The sequence below is a fragment of the Xanthomonas sp. CFBP 7698 genome, assembly GCF_003600855.1.
GTDB classification, from domain to species: Bacteria; Pseudomonadota; Gammaproteobacteria; order Xanthomonadales; family Xanthomonadaceae; genus Xanthomonas; species Xanthomonas cannabis.
This window is the reverse complement of record NZ_PRDN01000002.1, coordinates 874,292-895,085: the sequence shown is the minus strand read 5'-3', so window position 1 is coordinate 895,085 and position 20,794 is coordinate 874,292. Positions and strand designations below refer to the sequence as shown.

21 protein-coding genes are annotated in these 20,794 nt (G+C 66.9%); 7 read left to right on the top strand and 14 right to left on the bottom strand.

Translation table 11 applies throughout. The features are described from left to right. Positions 1-32: 32 nt before the first annotated feature. Together XnspCFBP7698_RS11920 and msrA are read left to right on the top strand one after the other, a co-directional pair. Complete coding sequence (locus XnspCFBP7698_RS11920) at positions 33-548, top strand: SgcJ/EcaC family oxidoreductase (protein ID WP_047695340.1); 516 nt, start codon at positions 33-35, stop codon at positions 546-548. A 96-nt stretch (positions 549-644) separates the two neighbouring features. Further along, entirely contained in the window at positions 645-1,295 is a 651-nt protein-coding gene (gene msrA, locus XnspCFBP7698_RS11915; protein WP_104580893.1) for a peptide-methionine (S)-S-oxide reductase MsrA, read from the top strand. Positions 1,296-1,713: 418 nt separating this feature from the next. Here msrA and XnspCFBP7698_RS11910 read toward each other — a convergent pair whose 3' ends face one another. From XnspCFBP7698_RS11910 to ahpC, 6 genes are all read right to left on the bottom strand, one after another. Then, positions 1,714-2,283 carry a type 1 glutamine amidotransferase family protein gene (locus XnspCFBP7698_RS11910; RefSeq protein ID WP_039409999.1) on the bottom strand — a complete coding sequence of 190 codons (570 nt, stop codon included), beginning with the start codon at positions 2,281-2,283 and terminating at the stop codon, positions 1,714-1,716. Positions 2,284-2,632: 349 nt separating this feature from the next. Next, positions 2,633-3,601, bottom strand: coding sequence for a transaldolase (gene tal / locus XnspCFBP7698_RS11905; protein ID WP_104580892.1), 969 nt, complete (start codon positions 3,599-3,601; stop codon positions 2,633-2,635). Positions 3,602-3,652: 51 nt separating this feature from the next. Continuing rightward, positions 3,653-4,093, bottom strand: a complete 441-nt coding sequence (gene rnk, locus XnspCFBP7698_RS11900; protein WP_047695455.1) for a nucleoside diphosphate kinase regulator — start codon at positions 4,091-4,093, stop codon at positions 3,653-3,655. 513 nt (positions 4,094-4,606) lie between these two features. Beyond that, complete coding sequence (locus tag XnspCFBP7698_RS11885) at positions 4,607-5,548, bottom strand: LysR substrate-binding domain-containing protein (protein ID WP_039410005.1); 942 nt, start codon at positions 5,546-5,548, stop codon at positions 4,607-4,609. Between the two features lie 91 nt (positions 5,549-5,639). Then, positions 5,640-7,232 (bottom strand): alkyl hydroperoxide reductase subunit F, encoded by a 1,593-nt coding sequence (ahpF, locus tag XnspCFBP7698_RS11880; protein WP_047695343.1) that lies wholly within the window; start codon positions 7,230-7,232, stop codon positions 5,640-5,642. Positions 7,233-7,445: 213 nt separating this feature from the next. Continuing rightward, the gene (gene ahpC / locus XnspCFBP7698_RS11875; RefSeq protein ID WP_003488826.1) at positions 7,446-8,009 is read right to left on the bottom strand and encodes an alkyl hydroperoxide reductase subunit C; all 564 of its coding nucleotides are present in this window, start codon (positions 8,007-8,009) and stop codon (positions 7,446-7,448) included. Positions 8,010-8,213: 204 nt separating this feature from the next. Here ahpC and prmC point away from each other — a divergent pair, with 204 nt between their 5' ends. Both prmC and pip read left to right on the top strand, forming a co-directional pair. Then, positions 8,214-9,068 carry a peptide chain release factor N(5)-glutamine methyltransferase gene (prmC, locus tag XnspCFBP7698_RS11870; RefSeq protein ID WP_104580890.1) on the top strand — a complete coding sequence of 285 codons (855 nt, stop codon included), beginning with the start codon at positions 8,214-8,216 and terminating at the stop codon, positions 9,066-9,068. A gap of 135 nt (positions 9,069-9,203) precedes the next feature. Next, positions 9,204-10,145, top strand: a complete 942-nt coding sequence (gene pip / locus XnspCFBP7698_RS11865) for a prolyl aminopeptidase (protein WP_104580889.1) — start codon at positions 9,204-9,206, stop codon at positions 10,143-10,145. 242 nt (positions 10,146-10,387) lie between these two features. Here pip and XnspCFBP7698_RS11860 read toward each other — a convergent pair whose 3' ends face one another. From XnspCFBP7698_RS11860 to XnspCFBP7698_RS11845, 4 genes are read right to left on the bottom strand one after another with little or no spacing between them, the layout of a single operon-like run. Then, on the bottom strand, positions 10,388-11,185 hold the full coding sequence (locus tag XnspCFBP7698_RS11860) for an N-formylglutamate amidohydrolase (protein ID WP_104580888.1): 798 nt from the start codon (positions 11,183-11,185) through the stop codon (positions 10,388-10,390). Next, the gene (locus XnspCFBP7698_RS11855; protein WP_166743971.1) at positions 11,166-11,717 is read right to left on the bottom strand and encodes an NUDIX hydrolase; all 552 of its coding nucleotides are present in this window, start codon (positions 11,715-11,717) and stop codon (positions 11,166-11,168) included. The genes XnspCFBP7698_RS11860 and XnspCFBP7698_RS11855 overlap by 20 nt, the downstream gene beginning before the upstream one ends. Further along, entirely contained in the window at positions 11,714-12,700 is a 987-nt protein-coding gene (locus XnspCFBP7698_RS11850; RefSeq protein ID WP_039566787.1) for a 5'-3' exonuclease H3TH domain-containing protein, read from the bottom strand. The genes XnspCFBP7698_RS11855 and XnspCFBP7698_RS11850 overlap by 4 nt, the downstream gene beginning before the upstream one ends. After that, a complete protein-coding gene (locus tag XnspCFBP7698_RS11845) occupies positions 12,697-13,272 on the bottom strand; it encodes a nitroreductase (protein ID WP_104580886.1) in 576 nt (191 codons plus the stop codon). Before XnspCFBP7698_RS11845 ends, XnspCFBP7698_RS11850 begins: the two co-directional genes overlap by 4 nt. A 523-nt stretch (positions 13,273-13,795) precedes the next feature. Between XnspCFBP7698_RS11845 and XnspCFBP7698_RS11835 the strand changes: the two genes are divergently transcribed. Further along, a complete protein-coding gene (locus XnspCFBP7698_RS11835) occupies positions 13,796-16,150 on the top strand; it encodes a DUF1631 domain-containing protein (protein WP_104580884.1) in 2,355 nt (784 codons plus the stop codon). Between the two features lie 161 nt (positions 16,151-16,311). Here the strand turns inward: XnspCFBP7698_RS11835 and XnspCFBP7698_RS11830 are convergent, their stop codons facing one another. Further along, positions 16,312-17,175, bottom strand: coding sequence for an alpha/beta hydrolase (locus XnspCFBP7698_RS11830; RefSeq protein WP_104580883.1), 864 nt, complete (start codon positions 17,173-17,175; stop codon positions 16,312-16,314). 126 nt (positions 17,176-17,301) lie between these two features. Between XnspCFBP7698_RS11830 and XnspCFBP7698_RS11825 the strand changes: the two genes are divergently transcribed. Next, on the top strand, positions 17,302-17,901 hold the full coding sequence (locus XnspCFBP7698_RS11825; RefSeq protein ID WP_047695456.1) for a TetR/AcrR family transcriptional regulator: 600 nt from the start codon (positions 17,302-17,304) through the stop codon (positions 17,899-17,901). Positions 17,902-18,037: 136 nt separating this feature from the next. After that, positions 18,038-19,129 carry an NAD(P) transhydrogenase subunit alpha gene (locus XnspCFBP7698_RS11820; protein ID WP_104580882.1) on the top strand — a complete coding sequence of 364 codons (1,092 nt, stop codon included), beginning with the start codon at positions 18,038-18,040 and terminating at the stop codon, positions 19,127-19,129. A gap of 187 nt (positions 19,130-19,316) precedes the next feature. On the opposite strand, the gene XnspCFBP7698_RS11815 is transcribed toward XnspCFBP7698_RS11820, so the two are convergent. The 3 genes from XnspCFBP7698_RS11815 to XnspCFBP7698_RS11805 are packed head-to-tail and all read right to left on the bottom strand — an operon-like array spanning position 19,317 to position 20,715. Continuing rightward, positions 19,317-19,802, bottom strand: a complete 486-nt coding sequence (locus XnspCFBP7698_RS11815) for a DUF3106 domain-containing protein (protein ID WP_104580972.1) — start codon at positions 19,800-19,802, stop codon at positions 19,317-19,319. A gap of 5 nt (positions 19,803-19,807) precedes the next feature. Next, positions 19,808-20,155, bottom strand: coding sequence for a hypothetical protein (locus tag XnspCFBP7698_RS11810; protein ID WP_047695353.1), 348 nt, complete (start codon positions 20,153-20,155; stop codon positions 19,808-19,810). Then, on the bottom strand, positions 20,152-20,715 hold the full coding sequence (locus XnspCFBP7698_RS11805; protein WP_047695354.1) for an RNA polymerase sigma factor: 564 nt from the start codon (positions 20,713-20,715) through the stop codon (positions 20,152-20,154). The genes XnspCFBP7698_RS11810 and XnspCFBP7698_RS11805 overlap by 4 nt, the downstream gene beginning before the upstream one ends. Positions 20,716-20,794: the final 79 nt, after the last annotated feature.

Below are 20,794 nucleotides of genomic sequence, written 5' to 3'. Positions count from 1 at the left end.
AGGCACCCCACAACAACCCAACGGAGATTCCCATGCGTCGCACTCTGTCCTCTATGGTTCTGGCTCTGGCTGCCACCCCGGCGCTGGCTGGCGGCGTGATGCACTACACCGACAAGGCCAAGCTGCCGGCTGGCGGCGAAGAGCGCGAAGTCGCTGCACTGTTCGACACCTGGAACGCCGCACTGGCAACCGGTAACCCGGACAAGGTGGCCGATCTGTACGCACCGGATGGCGTGTTGCTGCCGACCGTATCCAATGAAGTGCGTGCCTCGCGCGAGCAGATCGAAAAGTACTTCGAGATGTTCCTGGCCAAAAAGCCCAAGGGCGTGGTCAATTACCGCACCGTGCGCGTGCTCGATGACGACAGCGCCGTGGACGCCGGTGTCTACACCTTCACGCTCACCGACAAGGACGGCAAGAAGAGCGATGTGCAGGCGCGCTACACCTTCGTGTACGAAAAGCGCGACGGCAAGTGGTTGATCATCAACCACCACAGCTCGGCAATGCCGGAAGTGGATACGCGCTCGGCGGTTGCCAAGACCAAGTAAGTGCCGTCCGGCGACCGTGCGCCGGCCGTGCAGGCTTGAAAGCTGCCGCGGCCGGCGCCATCCAGCAGGCAATCCTCACGATTGCGGAGTTGCACCATGCTGGGAATCGGCGCCTTCAAACAACGCATGCCACGTCCGGGCGAGGCATTGCCCGGACGCGAGCAGGCACTACCGCTGCACAACACGCACCTGATCAACGGTCATCCGTTGCGCGGTGAATTCACCGGCCTGGCCCAGGTGCAGTTCGGGCTTGGTTGCTTCTGGGGCGCGGAACGCAAGTTCTGGAACGTGCCCGGGGTGTACACCACGGCGGTGGGCTACGCCGGGGGCGAGACGCCGAATGCAACCTACTCGGAAGTGTGCTCCGGGCAGACCGGCCATACCGAGGCGGTGCTGGTGGTGTACGACGCGCAGGCGGTGTCGTTCGCCCAGTTGTTGCGCACGTTCTGGGAAAGCCACGACCCCACCCAGGGCATGCAGCAAGGCAACGATGTCGGTACGCAATACCGCTCGGCCATCTACTGCACGACGCAGGAGCAATACGACGCGGCACTGGCCAGCCGCGATGCCTACCAGCAGCAACTCACTGCAGCCGGGTATGGCGCGATCACCACGGAGATCCGTTTCCCGGCGCCCACGTTCTATTACGCCGAAGACGATCACCAGCAATATCTCGCCAAGCATCCCAACGGCTATTGCGGGCTTGGCGGAACGGGAGTGAGCTGCCCGATCGGGCTGGATGCCTGACGGAAAGGCGGGCCGGATTGAAGCGCTGTCATCCACGTGATCGTGGCAGTGCGCCGATGGCCGACAGTGACCGGCAGCGTTATCACGATCAGGCAGCGCATGGGAGTGCATGCCAGGCAACTTGAATGGCTACGTCGGAGACGACGTGGCCATCTTTTTTTGGGTGGTGTTCGCAATATGGGCTGGCGATGGCGCCGTGTGTGTGTGAACAGCGAATCGGCTGGCGAAGCTGTGCCGCAATCAGTATTGGTGAGTCGCGGCGGCGAGCGATGCAGAAGGTGGATGCACTCGCCGCAACGACTCGGTGGCCAATCACTGCTGGTGAATCGCTGCAGCCAACGGCGCGCAGACCGGGTTCAGTGCCTCGGCACGGCGCGTCGGTGCCGAGCATCAGCCGTGCGCGCCTGAATCCGCTGGATCACACGAATTCGCCGGCGAACATGCCGCGCAACTGCGCCAACGTGTCGGTGCGCTCCGGATGCAGCAAGCGCATGCACGCCAGGGCGAAGCCCACCGGGCTGGTGCCCGGTGCGGTAATGACGCCATCGGCGCTGACGACCTTTTCATGGCGGTAGTGCGCTGCGCCCGCATATGGCACGACGTGTTCCTGCAGGAACGCCAGCGCGTTGCTGGTGTGCGCGCGCTCATCGAGCAGGCCGGCATAGGCCAGGGCAATGGTGGCGCCGCAGATGGCCGCGACCGGGCGCTGTTGCTGCACGCGCTCGACCAGCAGGCCGCTCAGGCCGGGAATCTCGCCGGCTTGCCAGCGTTCGCTGCCGGGCAGAATCCACAGATCGGCCTCAAGCGGCGCCAGATCGGACAGCGCAAATTCCGGCGTGATGCGCAGGCCGCCGATGGACTGTACCGGCTGCCCGTCGATGCTGGCGATGGCGACCTGGTCGCCGAACCATTCGCGTGCCGCCGGTAGCACCACGCCGATTTCCCAATCGGCGACGCCGTCGACCATCACCACTGCAATGTTTGCCATTGTCCGTTACGCCAGTTGAGGGAATCCGGATTCTAGGCAGTGCGCGCGCGGCGGGTGTAAGCGGCGTGTGGAGAGCAATGGCGGGCCGTGCTCGGCAATCATGTGGTGCGTTACCCGCCGGGCCAGGGCATGTGCAATGGCCAAGAGCGCAAGGTCGCAGCTGTCGTGGCACTGCGGATACGGGGCTTGAGGCCTGCGCGAATGGCGCGCCGTCGAGGATGGAAGGCGCCATGGTGTCGCATCCATCGCTGTGCCTCGATGGCAGGCGATGTTGCTGCCACCTCCACAAACGACAACGCCCGCAGCCATCGGGCTGCAGGCGTCGTATCGCAGAAGCACCCTGCCGCTATCAGCCGGCGAGCTTGTCGGCGATGGTCTTGCGCAGGGCCTGCAGATCCTTGGCAAAGGTGTCGATGCCGCCGGCGAGCTTTTCGGTGGCCATCGCATCGGCGGCCAGATCGGTGGCAAAGCTGTCGCTGTCGATCGGGGTGATCTGCGCGTCGTTGGCTTTGGCCGGCGAGAGCTTGCGCGGCAGCTCGCCGTGTTCGGCGTCGAGCTTTTCCAGCAGGTCCGGCGAAATGGTCAGGCGGTCGCAACCGGCCAGCGCTTCGATCTGGGCGGTGGAGCGGAACGAGGCCCCCATCACCACGGTGGACGAGCCGCGCTGCTTGAACTCGTTGTAGACGGTGCGGACGAACACCACGCCCGGATCTTCATCGATCGTGGCCGGGGTCTGGCCCTGGGCGACGTAGTAATCCAGGATCCGGCCCACGAACGGGGAGATCAGGAACACGCCGGCCTCTGCGCAGGCCAGTGCCTGCGAGCGGTTGAAGATCAGCGTCAGGTTGCAGTCGATGCTTTCCTTCTGCAGCTGACGGGCGGCTTCGATACCTTCCCAGGTCGCGGCGATCTTGATCAGGATCTTGTCCTTGGACACGCCGCGCTCGGCGTACATCGCAATGAACTTGCGCGCCTTGGCGATGGTGGCCTGGGTGTCGTGCGCCAGATCGGCGTCGACTTCGGTGGACACGCGCCCCGGCACCAGTTCAGCCAGCTTGACGCCCACGCCGATGGTCAGGCGGTCGGCGACTTCGTTGACGGTGGCAGTGCGGTCTTCGCCACCGTGCTCGCGGCCCCAGGCCAGCTCGCGTTCGATCAGGTCGGCATAGACCGGCAGGTCCAGCGCCTTCTTGACCAGGGTGGGGTTGGTGGTGCAATCGACCGGCTTCAGGCGCTTGATGGCGTCGTAATCGCCGGTGTCGGCGACGACAACGGACAGCTCACGCAGTTGGGCAAGCTTGGAGGGGGATGCAGTCATGCGGGTTCTCTCGAATCGTGGAACGGGTCGGGGATGACGCAGCGCGCTACGTTAGCGCGCCGCGCGCTGGAAGTCGCCCGCAATGGCGGGTTGGTCGTGCACGGCGGTCACGCGCAGGCGCAGGTTGCGCCCGTCGGGCGTGCGCCAGTCGATGCTCTGGCCAACCGACAGGCCAAGCAGGGCACTGCCGACCGGCGCAAGCACCGAGATGCGGCTGTGCTGGACATCGGCCTCGTGCGGGTACACCAGGGTGAGCGTATGCCGTTCGCCATGCAGCTCATCTTCGCAGTCGATGCGGGAGTGCATGGTGACGACATCGCCGGGAATCTGATCGGGCGGCAGCACACGGGCGCGGCCCAGTTCGTCGCTCAGCGCGGTGGCGGCGGGATGCTTGTGGAAGGCGGGCGAATCGAGCAACGCCTCAAGCCGGGCGAGGTCGTGGCTGGACACAAGGATGGACGGCGGCAAGCCGCTGTGGTGTTGCGAAGTCATGGCGATCTCCTGACAGAAACGGCTCGCCGACATGGCAAGCGGCACTCACAAGATGAGGGCGCCGGCGGCTGATCGCAATGCATGGACGTGTTGCGACCCTAAGGCACCGGCACGTGCCGCCAGGCAGGCGCTGCAGGCTTGGTGCAGCGAGCAAGTGTTCCAGATGAACCAGCCGCAGGGGCAGGGCATGACGGCTGCTGTTGGACGAGCCCGCTCTGCCGACGCATGCTGCAAATGCCGCGCTCCGAGCCCCAAGCAAGCGAATCAAAACGCCGTTTGCAAATCGCGGGCGGCCTGGCCGGCCTGCCGGCTCCACCCAGCCCAGCACGCAGCGGCGAGTTGATGCGCGGCCAACTGCCAGGCAAGAGTGCTGCGCACACAGACAAACAAAAAGCGACGCTCGCGCGCCGCCCAATTCAAACCTCCACCCGGCGATAAAAGCGACCGCAACCGCGAAACGCTTTTACGATTCCCGATTCCCGATTCCCGATTCCCGAATCCCGAATCCCGCCTTCAGGCAGCCACTGCTTTCGGCCCTGTAGCAGGCTGATCCAGCGCAAACAGGGTGTCGGGCAGTTCCTTGAACAACTGAGACAGTTGCTCCAGAAACCCGGTCATGGCCGAGCTACGGCGCCATGCCATCGCAATCCGGCGGCTGGGCTGCTTGTCTTCGCGGAAGCGGATCAGACGGATGTTGTCCGAACGCGCCACCGGCGGCTTGACCGCCAGCAATGGCAGCAAGGTCACGCCGACATTGGCCGCCACCATCTGGCGCAGGGTTTCCAGACTGGTGGCCTGGAATTCGGATTTCTCCAGCGCGCCGGCCAGGTGGCAGACATCCAGTGCCTGCTCGCGCAGGCAATGGCCGTCTTCCAGCAGCAACAGGCGCTGCTCGGACAGATCGTCCAGGGTCATGCTGTCATGGCGCGACAGCGGGTGGCCTTCCGGCACGGCCAGTACGAAGGGTTCTTCGAACAGGAATTCGGCATGCAGCTGGTCGTCCTGCAACGGCAGCGCCAGCAACGCAGCGTCCAGCCGGCCTTCGCGCAGCTGATGCATCAGTTGATCGCTTTTCTCTTCGATCAACAGCAGTTCCAGACGCGGGAACCGCTCGCGGATGCGCGGCACCACATGCGGCAACAGGTACGGTGCCAGGGTGGGGAAGATGCCCAGCCGCACGGTGCCCGCTTCCGGGTCCTGGCTGCGCCGTGCGGCTTCCTTCATCTGTTCCACTTCAGCCACGATGCTGCGCGCGCGCACGGCAGCTTCGCGGCCGGCCGGGGTTAGCATGACCTTGCGCGGCGCGCGTTCCACCAGCGACACGCCGAGCTCGTCTTCGAGTTTCTTGATCTGGGTGGACAGCGTCGGCTGGCTGACGAAACATGCCGTCGCAGCACGACCGAAGTGCTTGTGGTCGGCCAGGGCTACCAGATATTTCAGGTCACGCAGATTCATGTGCAGCAGCCCTCATGGCGATGACGGTGGACGACGGACGCGTGCAGCCAGCTTAGCGCCCGGCTGGGCCGGGCGTTGGCGGTCGCTGCGCTTATGCGGCCTGCGCGACGTTCTCGGCGCTGACCGGGGCGCTGGAGCGGATCAGGTAATCGAACGCGCTCAGGGCGGCCTTGGAACCTTCGCCCATCGCGATCACGATCTGCTTGTACGGCACCGTGGTGGCGTCGCCGGCGGCGAACACGCCCGGCACGCTGGTCTGGCCACGGTCATCGACGATGATCTCGCCGCGCGGAGACAGCTCCACCGTGCCACGCAGGAACTCGGTGTTGGGCAGCAGGCCGATCTGCACGAACACGCCCTCCAGTTCCACATGCTGGCTGTCGCCGCCGGTGCGGTCGGTGTAGACCAGTCCGGTGACCTTCTGCCCGTCGCCCAGCACTTCGGTGGTCTGCGCGCTGGTGATGATGCGCACGTTGTGCAGGCTGCGCAGCTTGCGTTGCAGTACCTCGTCGGCGCGCAGCTTGTCGTCGAATTCCATCAGCGTGACATGCGCCACGATGCCGGCCAGATCGATCGCCGCTTCCACACCGGAGTTGCCGCCGCCGATCACCGCCACGCGCTTGCCCTTGAACAGCGGGCCGTCGCAATGCGGGCAATAGGCCACGCCCTTGTTCTTGTACTGGTCCTCGCCCGGCACGTTCATCTGCCTCCAGCGCGCACCGGTGGACAGGATCACGGTCTTGCTCTTGAGCGAGGCGCCATTGGCCAGCTTGATCTCGATCAGGCCATCGGCACCGGCCGGCACCAACTGCTCGGCACGCTGCAGGTTCATGATGTCCACGTCGTACTGGCGCACGTGCTGCTCCAACGCTGCAGCCATCTTCGGGCCTTCGGTCTCCGGCACGGAGATGAAGTTTTCGATCGACATGGTGTCCAGCACCTGCCCGCCGAAGCGTTCGGCAGCCACGCCGGTGCGGATGCCCTTGCGTGCGGCATACACCGCCGCCGCCGAGCCGGCCGGGCCACCGCCCACCACCAGCACGTCGAAGGCATCCTTGGCGGCGATTTTTGCGGCATCGCGCTTGGCGGCATTGGTGTCGAGCTTGGCGACGATCTGCTCCAGCGTCATGCGGCCCTGGTCGAACAGCTCGCCGTTCAAGTAGACCGTCGGCACCGACATGATCTGGCGGGTTTCGACCTCGTCTTGGAACAGCGCGCCATCGATGGCGACGTGCTTGATGCGCGGATTGAGCACGGCGGCCAGGTTCAGCGCCTGCACCACGTCCGGGCAGTTCTGGCACGACAGCGAGAAATAGGTTTCGAACTGGTAATCGCCGTCCAGGTGCTGCACCTGCTCGATCAGCTCGGCAGTGGCCTTGGACGGGTGGCCGCCCACCTGCAGCAGCGCCAGCACCAGCGAGGTGAACTCGTGGCCCATCGGCAGGCCGGCAAAGCGCAGCGAGATGTCCTGGCCCGGCGTGGTCAGCGCGAACGACGGCTTGCGCTGGTTGTCGTCGCGGTGGATGTCCAGGCTGATCTTGTCCGAGAGCAGCACCAGGTCTTCGAGCAGGTCGAGCATCTCGCGCGCAGCCGGGCTGTCGTCGATGGACGCATTGATCTGGATCGGCCGCGTGACCCGTTCCAGGTAGGCGGTCAGCTGGGTCTTGAGGTTGGCATCCAACATGGGGAACTCCTGGGAATGGGCAAGGGGAGGGCGTGGCGTCGCTGCGCTGAGGCAGGTCGCCGGGAGAGGAAGGAGGTGAACCGCAGCCGGCGCAAGGTCGGAGTGCGTGCTGGCGATGGCTGGCGGGCAGCCCGGCACCGGCTCCGGTTCACCTCCGGCCCGTGCGGGCCGGAGGTGCTCCGACCTGATCACAGGTCGGAGGTGACAGCCGGCTTAGATCTTGCCGACCAGGTCCAGCGACGGAGCCAGGGTCTTGGCGCCTTCCTTCCACTTGGCCGGGCAGACCTGGCCAGGATTGTTGGCCACGAACTGCGCTGCGGTGAGCTTGCGCAGCGTCTCGGTGACGTCGCGGGCGATGGAGTTGTCGTGGATTTCCAGGGTCTTGATCACGCCTTCCGGATTGATGATGAAGGTGCCGCGCAGAGCCAGGCCTTCTTCTTCAATGTGCACGCCGAACGCGCGGGTCAGCTTGTGGGTCGGGTCGCCGATCAACGGGAACTGCGCCTTGCCCACGGCCGGGGAGGTTTCGTGCCACACCTTGTGCGAGAAGTGCGTGTCGGTGGTGACGATGTAGACCTCGGCGCCTGCCTTCTGGAAGGCGGCATAGTTATCGGCGGCGTCTTCCACTTCGGTCGGGCAGTTGAAGGTGAACGCGGCCGGCATGAAGATCAGCACCGACCACTTGCCCTTCAGGCTGGCCTCGGTGACTTCGATGAAGTTGCCGTTGTGGTACGCATTCGCCTTGAACGGCTGGACCTGAGTGTTGATGAGAGACATTGAGTTTCCTCGTGCGATGAAAGGGGGGGCGGGGGATGGAACAGTCGCCATGGTAGGCAGGATCGATAGATTCCTCAAATCGATTGATGGAATTGGATAGATAGTTTTTGGCTATCGATTTTGCAGACGGCGTCTGGTGCTGCAGCGGCGATGCTCCATCTCCGATAATGGTCAGCCGATGTTTCGCATGAGTGAACGATCCGTATGAGCCACGATCCTGCTGCCCTGTCCGGCGAACAGCTGCTGCGGCTGGCGGCGGCGCGGATCGAGCGCGGCGATGCCGAACCCCTGCTATTGCACGCGCTGGGCCGCGACCGCGCCTGGCTCTTCGCCCATGGCCGCGACCCGGTGCCCCGCGCCGTCGCCGCTGCCTTCGACGTGCTGGTGCAGCGGCGTCAGGCCGGTGAACCGGTGGCGTATCTGACCGGCTCGCGCGGGTTCTGGACGCTGGATCTGGAGGTCTCGCCGGCGACGCTGATCCCGCGCGCCGACACCGAGACCCTGGTGGAGCTGGCGCTGGAACGGCTGGACCACGCGCCCGGCCGACGCGTCGCCGACCTGGGCACCGGCAGCGGTGCCATCGCACTGGCGATCGCCAGCGAGCGGCCGCAGACCGCGGTGGTCGCCACCGATGCCAGTGCGGCCGCGCTCGCCATCGCCCAGCGCAATGCCGACAGGCATCGCCTATCGAACGTGCACTGCCGCCACGGCAGCTGGTTTGCGCCGCTGGCCGGCGAGCAGTTCGACCTGATCGCCAGCAACCCGCCGTACATCGCGGCCGGCGACCCGCATCTGGAACAGGGCGACCTGCGCCATGAACCGGCCAGCGCACTGGCCTCCGGCAAGGACGGGCTGGATGACATCCGGTTGATCGTGGCGCAGGCGCCCGGCCATCTGCGTACCGGCGGCTGGCTGCTGCTCGAGCATGGCTGGGACCAGGGCGCGGCGGTGGCCGAGCTGCTGCGCGCGCAGGGGTTTGCGCAGGTGGCCACGCATCAGGACCTGGAACAGCGCGACCGGGTGACCCTTGGCCGCTGGGAGGCAGCGGCCACGCGCTGAGCCGCGTTGCCGCCACAGGTACTCAACACCGGCCGCTCTGCGCCGACATGCGCAGCGGCGCTGCGCTACAGGAAGGGGCAGGCGGCAGCGGTGTCGCCGGTCGATACACTATGCGTTTTCGCCCAGGACCGACGCATGCGCACGCTCTATCCCGAGATCACGCCCTACGAGCAGGGCAGCCTGAAGGTCGATGACCGCCACACGCTGTATTTCGAGCAGTGCGGCAACCCGCAGGGCAAGCCGGTGGTCATGCTGCACGGCGGCCCGGGTGGCGGCTGCAACGCCAAGATGCGGCGCTTCCATGACCCGGCCAAGTACCGCATCGTGCTGTTCGACCAGCGTGGCTCGGGGCGCTCCACCCCGCATGCAGACCTCACCGACAACACCACCTGGGATCTGGTCGCCGACATCGAGCGCCTGCGCACGCACCTGGGCATCGACCGCTGGCAGGTGTTCGGCGGCAGCTGGGGCTCGACGCTGGCGCTGGCCTATGCGCAGACCCATCCGCAGCAGGTCACCGAGCTGGTGCTGCGCGGCATCTTCCTGCTGCGCCGCTTCGAGCTGGAGTGGTTCTACCAGGAGGGCGCCAGCCGCCTGTTCCCGGATGCCTGGGAGCACTACATCGAGGCGATCCCGACCGCAGAGCGCGGCGATCTGATCGCGGCCTTCCATCGCCGCCTGACCAGCGACGACGAAGCCACGCGCCTGGCCGCGGCCAAGGCCTGGAGCGTGTGGGAAGGCGCCACCAGCTTCCTGCACGTGGACGAGGACTTCGTCACCGGGCACGAGGACGCGCACTTTGCGCTGGCGTTCGCGCGCATCGAAAACCACTACTTCGTCAACAAGGGCTTCTTCGAGGTCGAAGGCCAGCTGCTGCGCGATGCGCACCGCATCGCCGACATCCCTGGCGTGATCGTGCACGGCCGCTACGACGTGGTCTGCCCGTTGCAAAGCGCATGGGACCTGCACAAGGTGTGGCCGAAGGCGCAGCTGCAGATCAGCCCGGCCTCCGGGCATTCGGCATTCGAGCCGGAAAACGTCGATGCGCTGGTGCGTGCCACCGATGGGTTTGCCTGAGCGAAGACGTCATGTCAGCCGGGTCATGCCCTCGCATGACCCGTAGGAGCGCGCTTGCGCGCGATGGAGCGTTACCGCTAAAGCCTCAGCACCCGTAGGAGCGCGCTTGCGCGCGATGGAGCGTTACCGTTAAAGCCTCAACACCCGGTAGGAGCGCGCTTGCGCGCGATGGAGCGTTATCGGTAACGCCTCATCGCGCGCAAGCGCGCTCCTACATTAATTGCCGACAGTGATTGCCGATTTCAGGGCAGCAGCAATGCCTGTGCCAGTGGCGGCAGGATACGTGCCAGGCGCTGTGCCCATGCGTGTTGCCCGGCCGCATCGGCGATCAGGTCCTGGCGGATCTCCAACTCCACATGCGGCAGGCCGCGGCCTTCGCCATACACCGGAATCGCATAGTCGCTGGCATCGCTGACTGCATAGGGCTGGTTGTCGCCGACCACCAGATCCGGTTCGGCACGCAACGCCTGCAACAGGCGATGCGCCAGCCGGGTGTCGCGGTTGTACAGCACGCCGGCATGCCAGGGTCGCGCATGGCCGGCCATGATCGGGGTGAAGCTGTGCATCGACACCAGCAAGGTCGGTTGCTGGCGCTGCGCACGGGTCTCCAGCTCCGCCGCGATGCGTGCGTGGTACGGCGCGAAGATCTCGTCGATGCGCTGCCGCCGCGCGTTGGCCGACAGCTGCAGATTGCCGGGAATCGATGTGCCGTCGCTCACCTCGGGCATCAGGGTGGCGGACGCGTGCGGGCGGTTGCAGTCGACCACCAGCCGCGAATAGGTCTGGGCGATGGCAATGGCGTCCAGCGCATCGGCCAACAGCTGCGTGACCTGCGCAATGCCGATATCCCAGCCGATATGGCGGTCCAGCTCAAACTGCGGCAGGCCCAGATTGGCCAGCCGTGCCGGCACGCGCTGGCCGGCGTGGTCGGCGATCAACAGCCATGGCGAGGCCGCCTGCGCGTTGTGCACGGTAAACGGTGCCGGATCGTCGGGGCCAAGCAAGGGAGCGACGACAGCGTCAGCCACGCGGGGTGCCATCCAGTGCGTGATCGACCAAGTACAGGCCGGCCCACAGCTTGGGGTCCATCTGGTAGCCCTCGGCCATCTTCTGCACCAGCCAGGTGCCGACCTGCGCGCGCGGAATCTCGTGCACGGTGATGTCTTCGCTGTCGTCGCCGCCGCCGGCCCCGACCCTGCTCAGCCCGGTGGCGCGCACGAAGGCGATCTTCTCGCTGCTGGCACCGGCCGAGGTGGGGCCGATCATCAGCACTTCGGCATGCTCGGCGGTCCAGCCGGTTTCTTCTTCCAGTTCGCGGATCGCCGACAGCTCGATCGACTCGCCCGCATGCACATCGCCCACCAGCCCGGCCGGCATTTCGATCGTGCGCGCCTGCAGCGGCACGCGGAATTGTTCGACGAACAACATCGCATCGTCCGGCGTCACCGCCACGATGATCGCGGCCAGGCCGCCGGCATGCACGCGCTCGGAATATTCCCAGGTGCCACGCACGACCATGCGCTGGTACTTGCCTTCGTAGACCACGGTGGGCGGGGTGTCGTGTCGGTTCATGGGGAGATGCCTTGAGACAGGGAGGCAGGAGGAGGGGGGAGTGCGGCGCCGTCGCACACGGCCAGCAGCCGCCGGCGTGTGAGCGGGCCGAAGCGCAGGCTGTCGCACAGCCCGATCAGCATGTCCGCGTCGGCGTGCGCGCGCGTGAAACCGGCGTCGGTCAGGTCAAGCGGCGCGTCCAGCGCGATGGTGGTGAGCTGGCGCCACAGCAATGCGTGCTCGCGCTGTTCGCGCAACCGCACCGCCATCTGCGCGGCGCCGCGCAAGCGCAGGAACGGGATCTCGTCGATGCGCTCCAGCAGTGCGTCCAGGCTGCCGAAATGCGCCAGCAGCACGGCGGCCGATTTGGCGCCGATCCCGGTGATGCCGGGGATGTTGTCGATCGCGTCGCCGCACAGCGCCAGGTAGTCGGCGATCTGGTGCGCATGCACGCCATGCCGTGCCTTGACCCCGTCCATGCCCCAACGCAGGTTGCGTGCGTAATCCCACTGTTCGTCGTGTTCGAACAGCAATTGCGACAGATCCTTGTCGGCCGACACGATGACACCGCGCAGCCCCTGTGCGCGCACGCTGTGCAGGGCGCTGCCGATCAGATCGTCGGCCTCGTAGTCGCGGTGCGCCAGCACGCTCAGGCCCAGCGCGGCGCATAGCGCCTTGCAATGCGCGAACTGGCGACGCAACGCATCCGGCGCCGGCTCGCGGTTGCCCTTGTAGGCCGGGTAGATCGCATGCCGGAAGCAGCTGTCCAACGCCTCGTCGAAGGCGATGGTGATGTGGTGCGGGCGCTCGCGTTCGAGCAGGTCCAGCAAGAAACGCGCAAACCCGTGCACCGCGTTGGTCGGCCAGCCTTGTGCATCCTGAAACTCGTCCGGGATCGAGTGCCAGGCGCGAAAGACGTACAGGCTGGCATCGATCAGGTACAGCGGCTGCGGACGTGGCCCGCCCGGCAGCGCCGCGGCAATCGCACCGGGCAGGCTGCTCATGGGGTCCAGTCGCGCAGCAAGGTGCGCGGGTCCGGGCGCTCGCGCTCGGGCACCTGCATGCGTGGCGTGCCGATATGGATGAAACCGGCAACGCGTTCGTGTTCTTCCAGGCCGAGATAGCCGATGACCGCTGGGTCGTAGGCCATCCAGCCGCTCAGCCACTGTGCGCCGAAGCCGTGTGCCTGCGCAGCCTGCAGCAGCGCGAAACACACGCAGCCGGCGGTCAGCAGTTGTTCCTGCTCGGGGACCTTGTGCCCGGGACGCAGCGCGGCAATCACCACGATCACCAGCGGAGCGTCGCTGAAGCGGTTGCGGTCCTTCTCCACCACCGCCGGCGGCGCCAGCGGATCGGCAGCCTGGGTGCGCTCGGCCAGGAAGTCGCCCAGCGCATGCCGTGCCTCGCCACTGATGCGCAGGAAGCGGAACGGCACCAGCTTGCCGTGGTCGGGCACGCGCACGGCCGATGTCAGCATGCGCAGCAAGGTGTCTTCATCCGGCCCGGGCTCACCCAGCTGTTTGGACGGGACCGAGCGACGCGCGTCCAGCGCCTGTAGCGAATACGGTGCGTGCATAAGTTGCGGTTCTGGGCGACGGGCAGGCGATTATAGACGGGCCCTTCCCAACGCCCGCCGCATGCGGGCCGGCAGGGTCGATGCCCGCAGCGTGGTCACCTCATGCCCCTCTCCTGGGTGGCTCGATGACCCGGTTCGCTGCCATCGGCCCGCAGCCCAGCCGCAACCGCACCCGCTCGATCAGGTCTGCGACATCGTGCTGATCCCGCTGTCCGAGGCGTTTACCGAGGACCAAGCCTTCTACGGTGTGATGCAGGGCGTGATCGACGGTCTGGACGCGTCCGTCAAGCTGAAGCCTTAACCCCCGCAGGCGTATAACGAGTGACGGCAGGCTCCACCGCAGCGTTGCGGGCTAGGATGTCGGCTTGACACGCAAACCCTGGGCGGTCACGAGTAAAGTGAGAATAGCGTCACACTTAACAAACGAGCGAAACGCCTACCATGCGGGGGCGGAATTTGGGGCCGCGTCTGTTTTTCCTCGTTTGAATATTTTCACGCCTGCAGAGGCGGGGAGCCTTTGCGCATGACTTTTCAGCCCAGTCCGTCGGGACATCCGGGCCGTGACCAACGCTTGCTCGAACAGGCGCACGACGTATTCGTGCCCGCGCTCGTGCAGGTGTTTGCAGCTGCAGTTGCACATTTCGATGATGTCCTGTTCGATCGCGCCGAGTCTGCGGGCGCGTCACAGTTGCTGTTTCTCGATGGCATGCGCGAGCTGCGCCGCAGGCGTGAGGACGTGGCCACGCAATTCCGCCAGCAGCTGGAAGACGGCTGGCAGGCGCTGGTACTGGGCACGCCGTTGTCGGCCGAAGTGGTGCTGGCCGGCGACATGGGCACCGGTCCGCTGAGCCTGGTGCCCGAGCACGTGCTCGAATCGCGGCTGGCGGTCCGCAATCTGGCGACAGTGCTGCTGCGCGATTTCAAGCAGGTGCTGTCGCGGGTGGACCGCCGGCTGGGCTGGATCGCCGGTGGCCTGGAACTGGTGGCCGACACCAACCCGATCGGTCCCGAACACCTGGGCGTGGCGATCCACGAGGCCTTTGCCACCTGCGATCTGGCGCCGGAAGTGCGTCTGGTCCTGATCAAGCTGTGCGAACGCGACCTGGCCGAGCCGATCGGCAAGCTGTACGCCCGTCTGGACGAGACGCTGGCCAAGGCCGGCGTGATGCCGGAAATGTCCCAGCCCAAGCGCCCGCCGCCGCGCATGCCGTCACGCGGCGAGACCCCGGAAGAGCGCGCGCAGGCCGAGGCGCAGGGCGGTAACGTCGAGATGGGCGGCGACGATCAGAACGACCAGTACGCGCCCGCCTGGGCCAACCGCTTCCTGGACCGCTGGGCGCATAGCCGCGGTCGCATGCAGGCGGCCGCACAGCGTGGTCATGCCGACGGTGCCGGCGGTGGCATGGAGGGCGATGCCGATCATCCCGGCGGCAGCCAGGGCATGCTGCTGGATGCGTTGCACGAGTTGTTGCAGCAGACCCGCAACGTGCGCGACAACGCCGCCTCTGCCGCGTCGGTGGCGGTGGGCCAGCAACGGCCGTTGAGCCAGCGCGAAATGATGTCGGTGCTGTCGTTGCTGCAGGCGACGCCGAGCGCGACGTTGCAGGCAGCGATCGGCGACGACAACGAGTCGCTCGCGCAGCGGTTGAAGAACGAGGTGCTCAACAGCGCCACGCGGCTGGGCGTGGACCCGGCCACCGCAAAACTCGACCCGATGGACGAAGATGCGATCGATCTGGTCGGCATGCTGTTCGACGTGATGCTGGACGAGCGCGATCTGGAAAGCCGCTCGCGCGAAATGATCGGCCGCCTGGTGGTGCCGTTCGTCAAGGTGGCGCTGCTGGACCGCAAGATGTTCGTGCAGAAGACCCACCCGGCGCGGCGCCTGCTCAATTCGCTGGCCGAGGCCTGCGAAGGCAACAACGGCGACAGCGCCGCCGAACGCGTGCTGATGGGCAAGGTCGAAGAAATCGTCGATCGCCTGGTGGCCGAGTTCAACGAGAACCTGGCGATCTTCCTGACCCTGGAAGAAGAATTCCGCGATTTCCTGTCGCAACATCGGCGCCGTGTGGAAATTGCCGAGCGCCGCGCCACCGAGACCCAGCGCGGGCAGGAAAAACTCGAGCTGGCGCGTACCCGCGCGCTGGCGGAAATGGAGCAGCGCGTGCAGGCCGGTGCGCCGTTGCCCAAGGCACTGGAAGACTTCCTGCGCCAGCCGTGGCTGCACCATCTGACCATGGCGATCCTGCGCGACGGCGACGAAGGTCCCGGCACCGTGGAGGCGCTGGCGCTGGCCGACGGCGTGCTGGAAGAACTGGGCGAGGCGCGCCGGCACATCATCGGCAAGCCCTGGCTGCAGGTCTGGCAACCGGCCCTGCACCGCGTCTTCGCCAGCGTCGGTCTGCATGGCGATGCGGTGGTGGTGGCCATCACCGCGCTGCACGACACCTTGCAGGCAATCGCCGAAGCGCGCCCGGAGCTGGAAAAGGCCTTGCCGGAACTGCCGCAGGTCAATCTGCCGCCACCGGCGGCCGAGAGTGTCAGCGTGGTACTCGGTGCCGATGCCGTAGCGCAGAGCATCGACAGCGCCGATGCCGAGCGCTTCCGTGCGATGGATATCGGGACCTGGCTGGATTTCGTCGACAAGGACGGCAAGGTGCAGGCCGGCAAGCTGTCCTGGGTAAGCCCGATTTCGCAGCGGTTGCTGTTCGTCAACCGGCGTGGCGTGCGCTTCTGCGTTGCCTCGCCGGAAGAACTGGCGGTGATGGTGCGGCTGGGCCGCCTGCGCGAGCACATCAACGACGGCGCGTTCGACAGCGCGATGCAGGGCGTGATCGACCGGCTGGATCCGCTGCATAACAACAGCACGGTGCACTGAGCGGCGCTCTTCGCGCCGCTGCGTCAGCGTGGTGGATCAGAACGGGCGCGGGTGCGTTCCTTGTAGGGCCGGGCAGTGCGCGCAAGCGGCGTGTCATCGCGCAACAGTGGCACCGTCATGGCACCGGCGGCGCGAGCGCGTGCAGCGCAATGCCTGCGCGCTTACCGCGATGCCGGCCCGATGAACTCCAATGCCCGCGCCATCACCGAGGCATGATCGACCAGACGGTTGTGGCCCAGGCCTTCGGTACTGAACAGCTGCGCGCCCGGCCACAGGGCGGCAAAGCGCGCGCCTTCGTCCCACGGCGTTTCGCGATCGCGGCGGTCGTGGATGACCAGTGCCGGGCGATCGAACTGCGGCAGATGCAGGCTCGCGTCGAGATCGGCAAAACGCAGGCCGGTGAGCTGGCAAAGCCAGTTTTCGAACGGTGCAAATGCCGCAGGCGCGATCGAGGAGGCGCGGAACTGACGATGCGCGCTACCACCGGGTTCGACCAGCGGCGCGATCAGCACGTAGCGCTCGGGCTGCCATGCCGGCTCGTTGGCAAACACGGCCGCTGCCGCGCCGATCGAGTGCCCGATGAAGACGGCAGGGCGACCGAAGCGGCTGCCGATCTGGCGCAGCACCTGCACGAAATGCGGCATGTTGCTGATCTTGCCGCTGCTCAGCCCATGCGCGGCCTGATCGAACGCCAGCACCGCATAGCCGAGCGCGCGCAGCTGCGGCACCCATGCGGCAAAGCGCAGCCCGTAACTGGACCAGCCGTGCGACAGCAGCACATACGGCTGTTCGCTTAGGTCGCCCCACTGGTAAACCGCGATGTCGAACCCGTCGATGTGCAGCGTCTGGCGGTGCACCTCGGTCAAAGTCGCCGCAATCGCTTCCGCCTGCTGGCGCCCTGCGTTGGCAGGTGTCACGAAGCGGCGCGCCAGATAGCGCCCGGTCGGACCGGGGGCCAGGCGGCTGGCGGCAGCCAGCACACCGCGAAGCATGCGTAGACGCAGTTTGGCAATGGGCGCGCGCATGAGCGGGATCCTTGTGGAGTCGGGCGGATTGCATCTTGTCGATGCCAAGATGCAGCGAGTCTGCGGTTGTATCTTGTCAGCGTCAAGATGATCTGCTCCACTGGAATCCCGAAAAGCGAAGCCGCCATGTCGCGCCCCGACGCTCCTGCTGCCTATCACCATGGCGACCTGCCGGCTGCATTGCGCCGGGCCGGCTGGGAACTGCTGGGCGAATCCGGCGTGCGCGGGCTGACCCTGCGCGAATGCGCACGCCGCGCCGGTGTCTCGCACGCGGCCCCGGCGCATCACTTCGGTTCGCTGGACGGGTTGCTGGCGGAGCTGGCGGCCGACGGCTACGAGCGCATGCTCGCCTGCATCCTCACCGCCCAGCGGGAACTGGCCGACCCGTTGCTGGGCTGTGGGTTGGGCTATGTGCGCTTCGCGCTCGACTACCCGCAGCAGTTTCGGCTGATGCTCGGGCTGGAGGTGTGTTCGCGCAGCCTGCCGCGGCTGGTGCAGGCCAGCGACGCGGCGATGGCGAGCCTGCGCGAGACGGTGCGGACGCAGTGGATCGCCCGCCACGGCCACGCCCCGGCCACCGACGTGCTGCAGCAACGCACGCTGCTGGCCTGGAGCGCGGTGCACGGCTATGCCTCGCTGGCGATCGACCGCAAGCACACGGCGTTGCTGGCCTTTGCGCCCGAGGTGGTGTTTGCGCCGCTGCTGCACGCCGTGCTCGAACCCTGACGACGCGCTCGACTGCTCGACCGCTCGGGCGGCGTGCCCGGGCATGGCTGCATCCGCCGCTATCGGTTGGCACGGCCGGCAGCGGTGCCGCGCTCTGCTAGCATCGCCCCGACTGGGCGCAAGACCGGAGCAACCCATGGCTGTGCAGGTGCTGGTGCTGAAAGAACGGGCCGCTGGCGAACGCCGCGTGGCCGCAACGCCCGAAACGGTCAGGAAGCTGGTCGCGCTTGGCGCCGGCGTGTGGATCGAGCCGGATGCCGGCCGCGCCAGCAGCATGGACGATGCGGCGTATCTGCAGGCCGGTGCGCAGCTGGCCAACGCGCAGACGCTCGGCCAGGCGGATGTCGTGGTGTGCGTGCAGGCGCCGCTGACCGATGTCCTGCTGCAATGCAAACCGCACACGGTGCTGATCGGCATGCTCTCGCCCGATGCCGACCCCGCACGCGCGCAGGCCCTTTCCGAGCGCGAGGTGATCGCATTTCCGCTGGAACGCCTGCCGCGCACCACGCGCGCGCAATCGATGGACGTGTTGAGCTCGCAGGCCGGCATGGCCGGCTACAAGGCGGTCTTGATCGCAGCGCAACTGGCGCCGCGTTTCTTTCCGATGCTGACCACCGCGGCCGGCACCATGCGGCCGTGCAAGGTGCTGGTGATCGGTGCGGGGGTGGCCGGCTTGCAGGCGATCGCCACGGCCAAGCGGCTGGGCGCGCAGGTGGAAGGGTTCGATGTCCGCCCGGAAACCCGCGAGCAGATCGCCTCGCTGGGCGCACGCTTCCTGGATCTGGGCGTCAGCGCCGCCGGCGAGGGTGGCTATGCGCGTCAGCTCACCGACGACGAACGCGCCGAACAGCAGCGCCGTCTGGCCGAACATCTGAAGGGCGTGGACGTGGTGGTCTGCACGGCCGCCGTGCCCGGGCGCCCGGCGCCGAAAATCCTGACCATGGAGATGGCACGCGACATGCGCGCCGGTAGCGTGATCGTGGATCTGGCCGCAGAAACCGGCGGCAATTGCGCGGCCACCCGTCCGGGTGACACCTATGATCTCGACGGGGTGGTCATCGCCGGCCCGCTCGATCTGGCCAGCCAGGGCGCAGTGCATGCCAGCGAGATGTTCGCGCGCAACGTGTATGCCTTCGCCGCACTGCTGATCAAGGATGGCGCGCTGTCGTTCGATTGGGACGACGAACTGCTGGCCAGGACACGCTGGTCGGTGACATCGACTGCATAGCCCCGCCGAGTCCATGCGCCTTGTGCGTCGGCGGTTCCGGGTAGGAGCGCGCTGGCGCGCGATGGAGCGTCACCGATGAAGCTCCATCGCGCGCCAGCGCGCTCCTACGGTGGCCGCACGCACGTCCACCTGCACCAGGGATGCACCCGTGCGATGGCGTGCCGCGCTCGCCGCGGCGACGCTGCCGTCAGTCGTCGGTTGGCGGATGCTCGCGGAGCCAGGTGCTGCGTTCGGCCGGGCTCATCTTCTGCCAGCGCTGTTGCAGCGCGTCGCGTTGTTGCGGGTTGAGCGTGCGCATGCGGTCGAACAAGGCCTTGGCTTCGCGGCGTTGCTCCGGACTCATGTTGCGGAAGCGGTCCATGCCGGCCTTGGCCTGCTTGCGCTGCTCGGGCGTCATGTCCAGCCAGCGTCGGGCGTGCCGGTACATGCGCGGGCGTTCTTCGGGCACGTCGTTCCAGCGCTCGCGCAGCGCATCGATCAATACCTGGCGCTGCTGCTGGGTCAGGCGGTCCCATTCGGGCATCGGGGTCTCGTCGCGCAGGCCCTGGCCGCGGGGGCCAGGCCCGTCCATGGGCGGGCCCGGCGGTCCCGGTGGGCGGTCCTGGGCCAGCGCCAGGGCGCACGGCCCGGCGCACAGCAACAGGGTCAACAATAGGCGGGTCGTGCGGGTCATCGTGCTCATTCCATGGCCAGGGCGGTGTCGGACCCGAGCCATACGTACAGGTCGGGGTTCTGGGTCAGCAGGTCGTCGGTGTCGGTGCTAGCGGTGTTGCCGGCTACCGCCTGGGTTGGCGCCGCGCCTGCCGGGGCCGTGTCGCTGGGCCGCATCTGCAGGCCGATGCCGACAGCCAGCAAGGCCGAACAGGCGGTGGCCAGCAACCAATGGCCACGGCGCATGCGCGCGGCCGGCGCCTGGCGTGCCTGGCGCAGGCGCGCCAGGGTCTGCGGGGGCAGCTGGGCGAGCGCGGTGGCGTGCAGTTGGCGTAGCTGCGCATCCAACTGGGCCGGATCGTGGGAGCGGTTCACAGGAAATCCTCGAACTGTTTTTGCAACGCGTCGCGGGCACGCGACAGGTGGGTTTTGACCGAGCCTTCGGAGCAGCCCATGGCCTTGGCGGTGGTGGCCACGTCCAGGTCTTCCAGTACGCGCAGCGTGAACGCTTCGCGCTGGCGTGCCGGCAGCGAGCGCAGCGCATCGACCAAGCGCTGGTAGGCCTGCTGGTGTTGTTGCTCGCCGACCGGGCCGATGCCCGGGTCGGCCCAGTCGATGGGGCCTTCGTCATCGGCGCGCTCGGCCGGTGCCCAGAACTTCAGGCGGAACGTGCGGCGGCGCTGCAGGTCGATGATGCGGCTGCGCAGGATGCTCCAGAACAACGGCGTCCATTCTTCTGCGGGCCGCTCGCGGTAGCCGAGCAGCTTCACCATGGCGTCCTGCACGGCATCCAGCGCGTCTTCACGGTGACGCAAACCGGCCTCGGCAAAGCGGAACGCGCGCGGGCCGATGCCGGCCAGAAATGCATCCAGCGACACGGGGACGGCAGCGGCCGGTGCAACAGGCTGCGGATCGAAAGGGGTTCCCACCAGCACAGCGTAGCTTCCGCGAAGACGATACGACGTCAACGGCCGGGCGCCGATTCGGTTGACACGCCGATGCATGGGTATGATC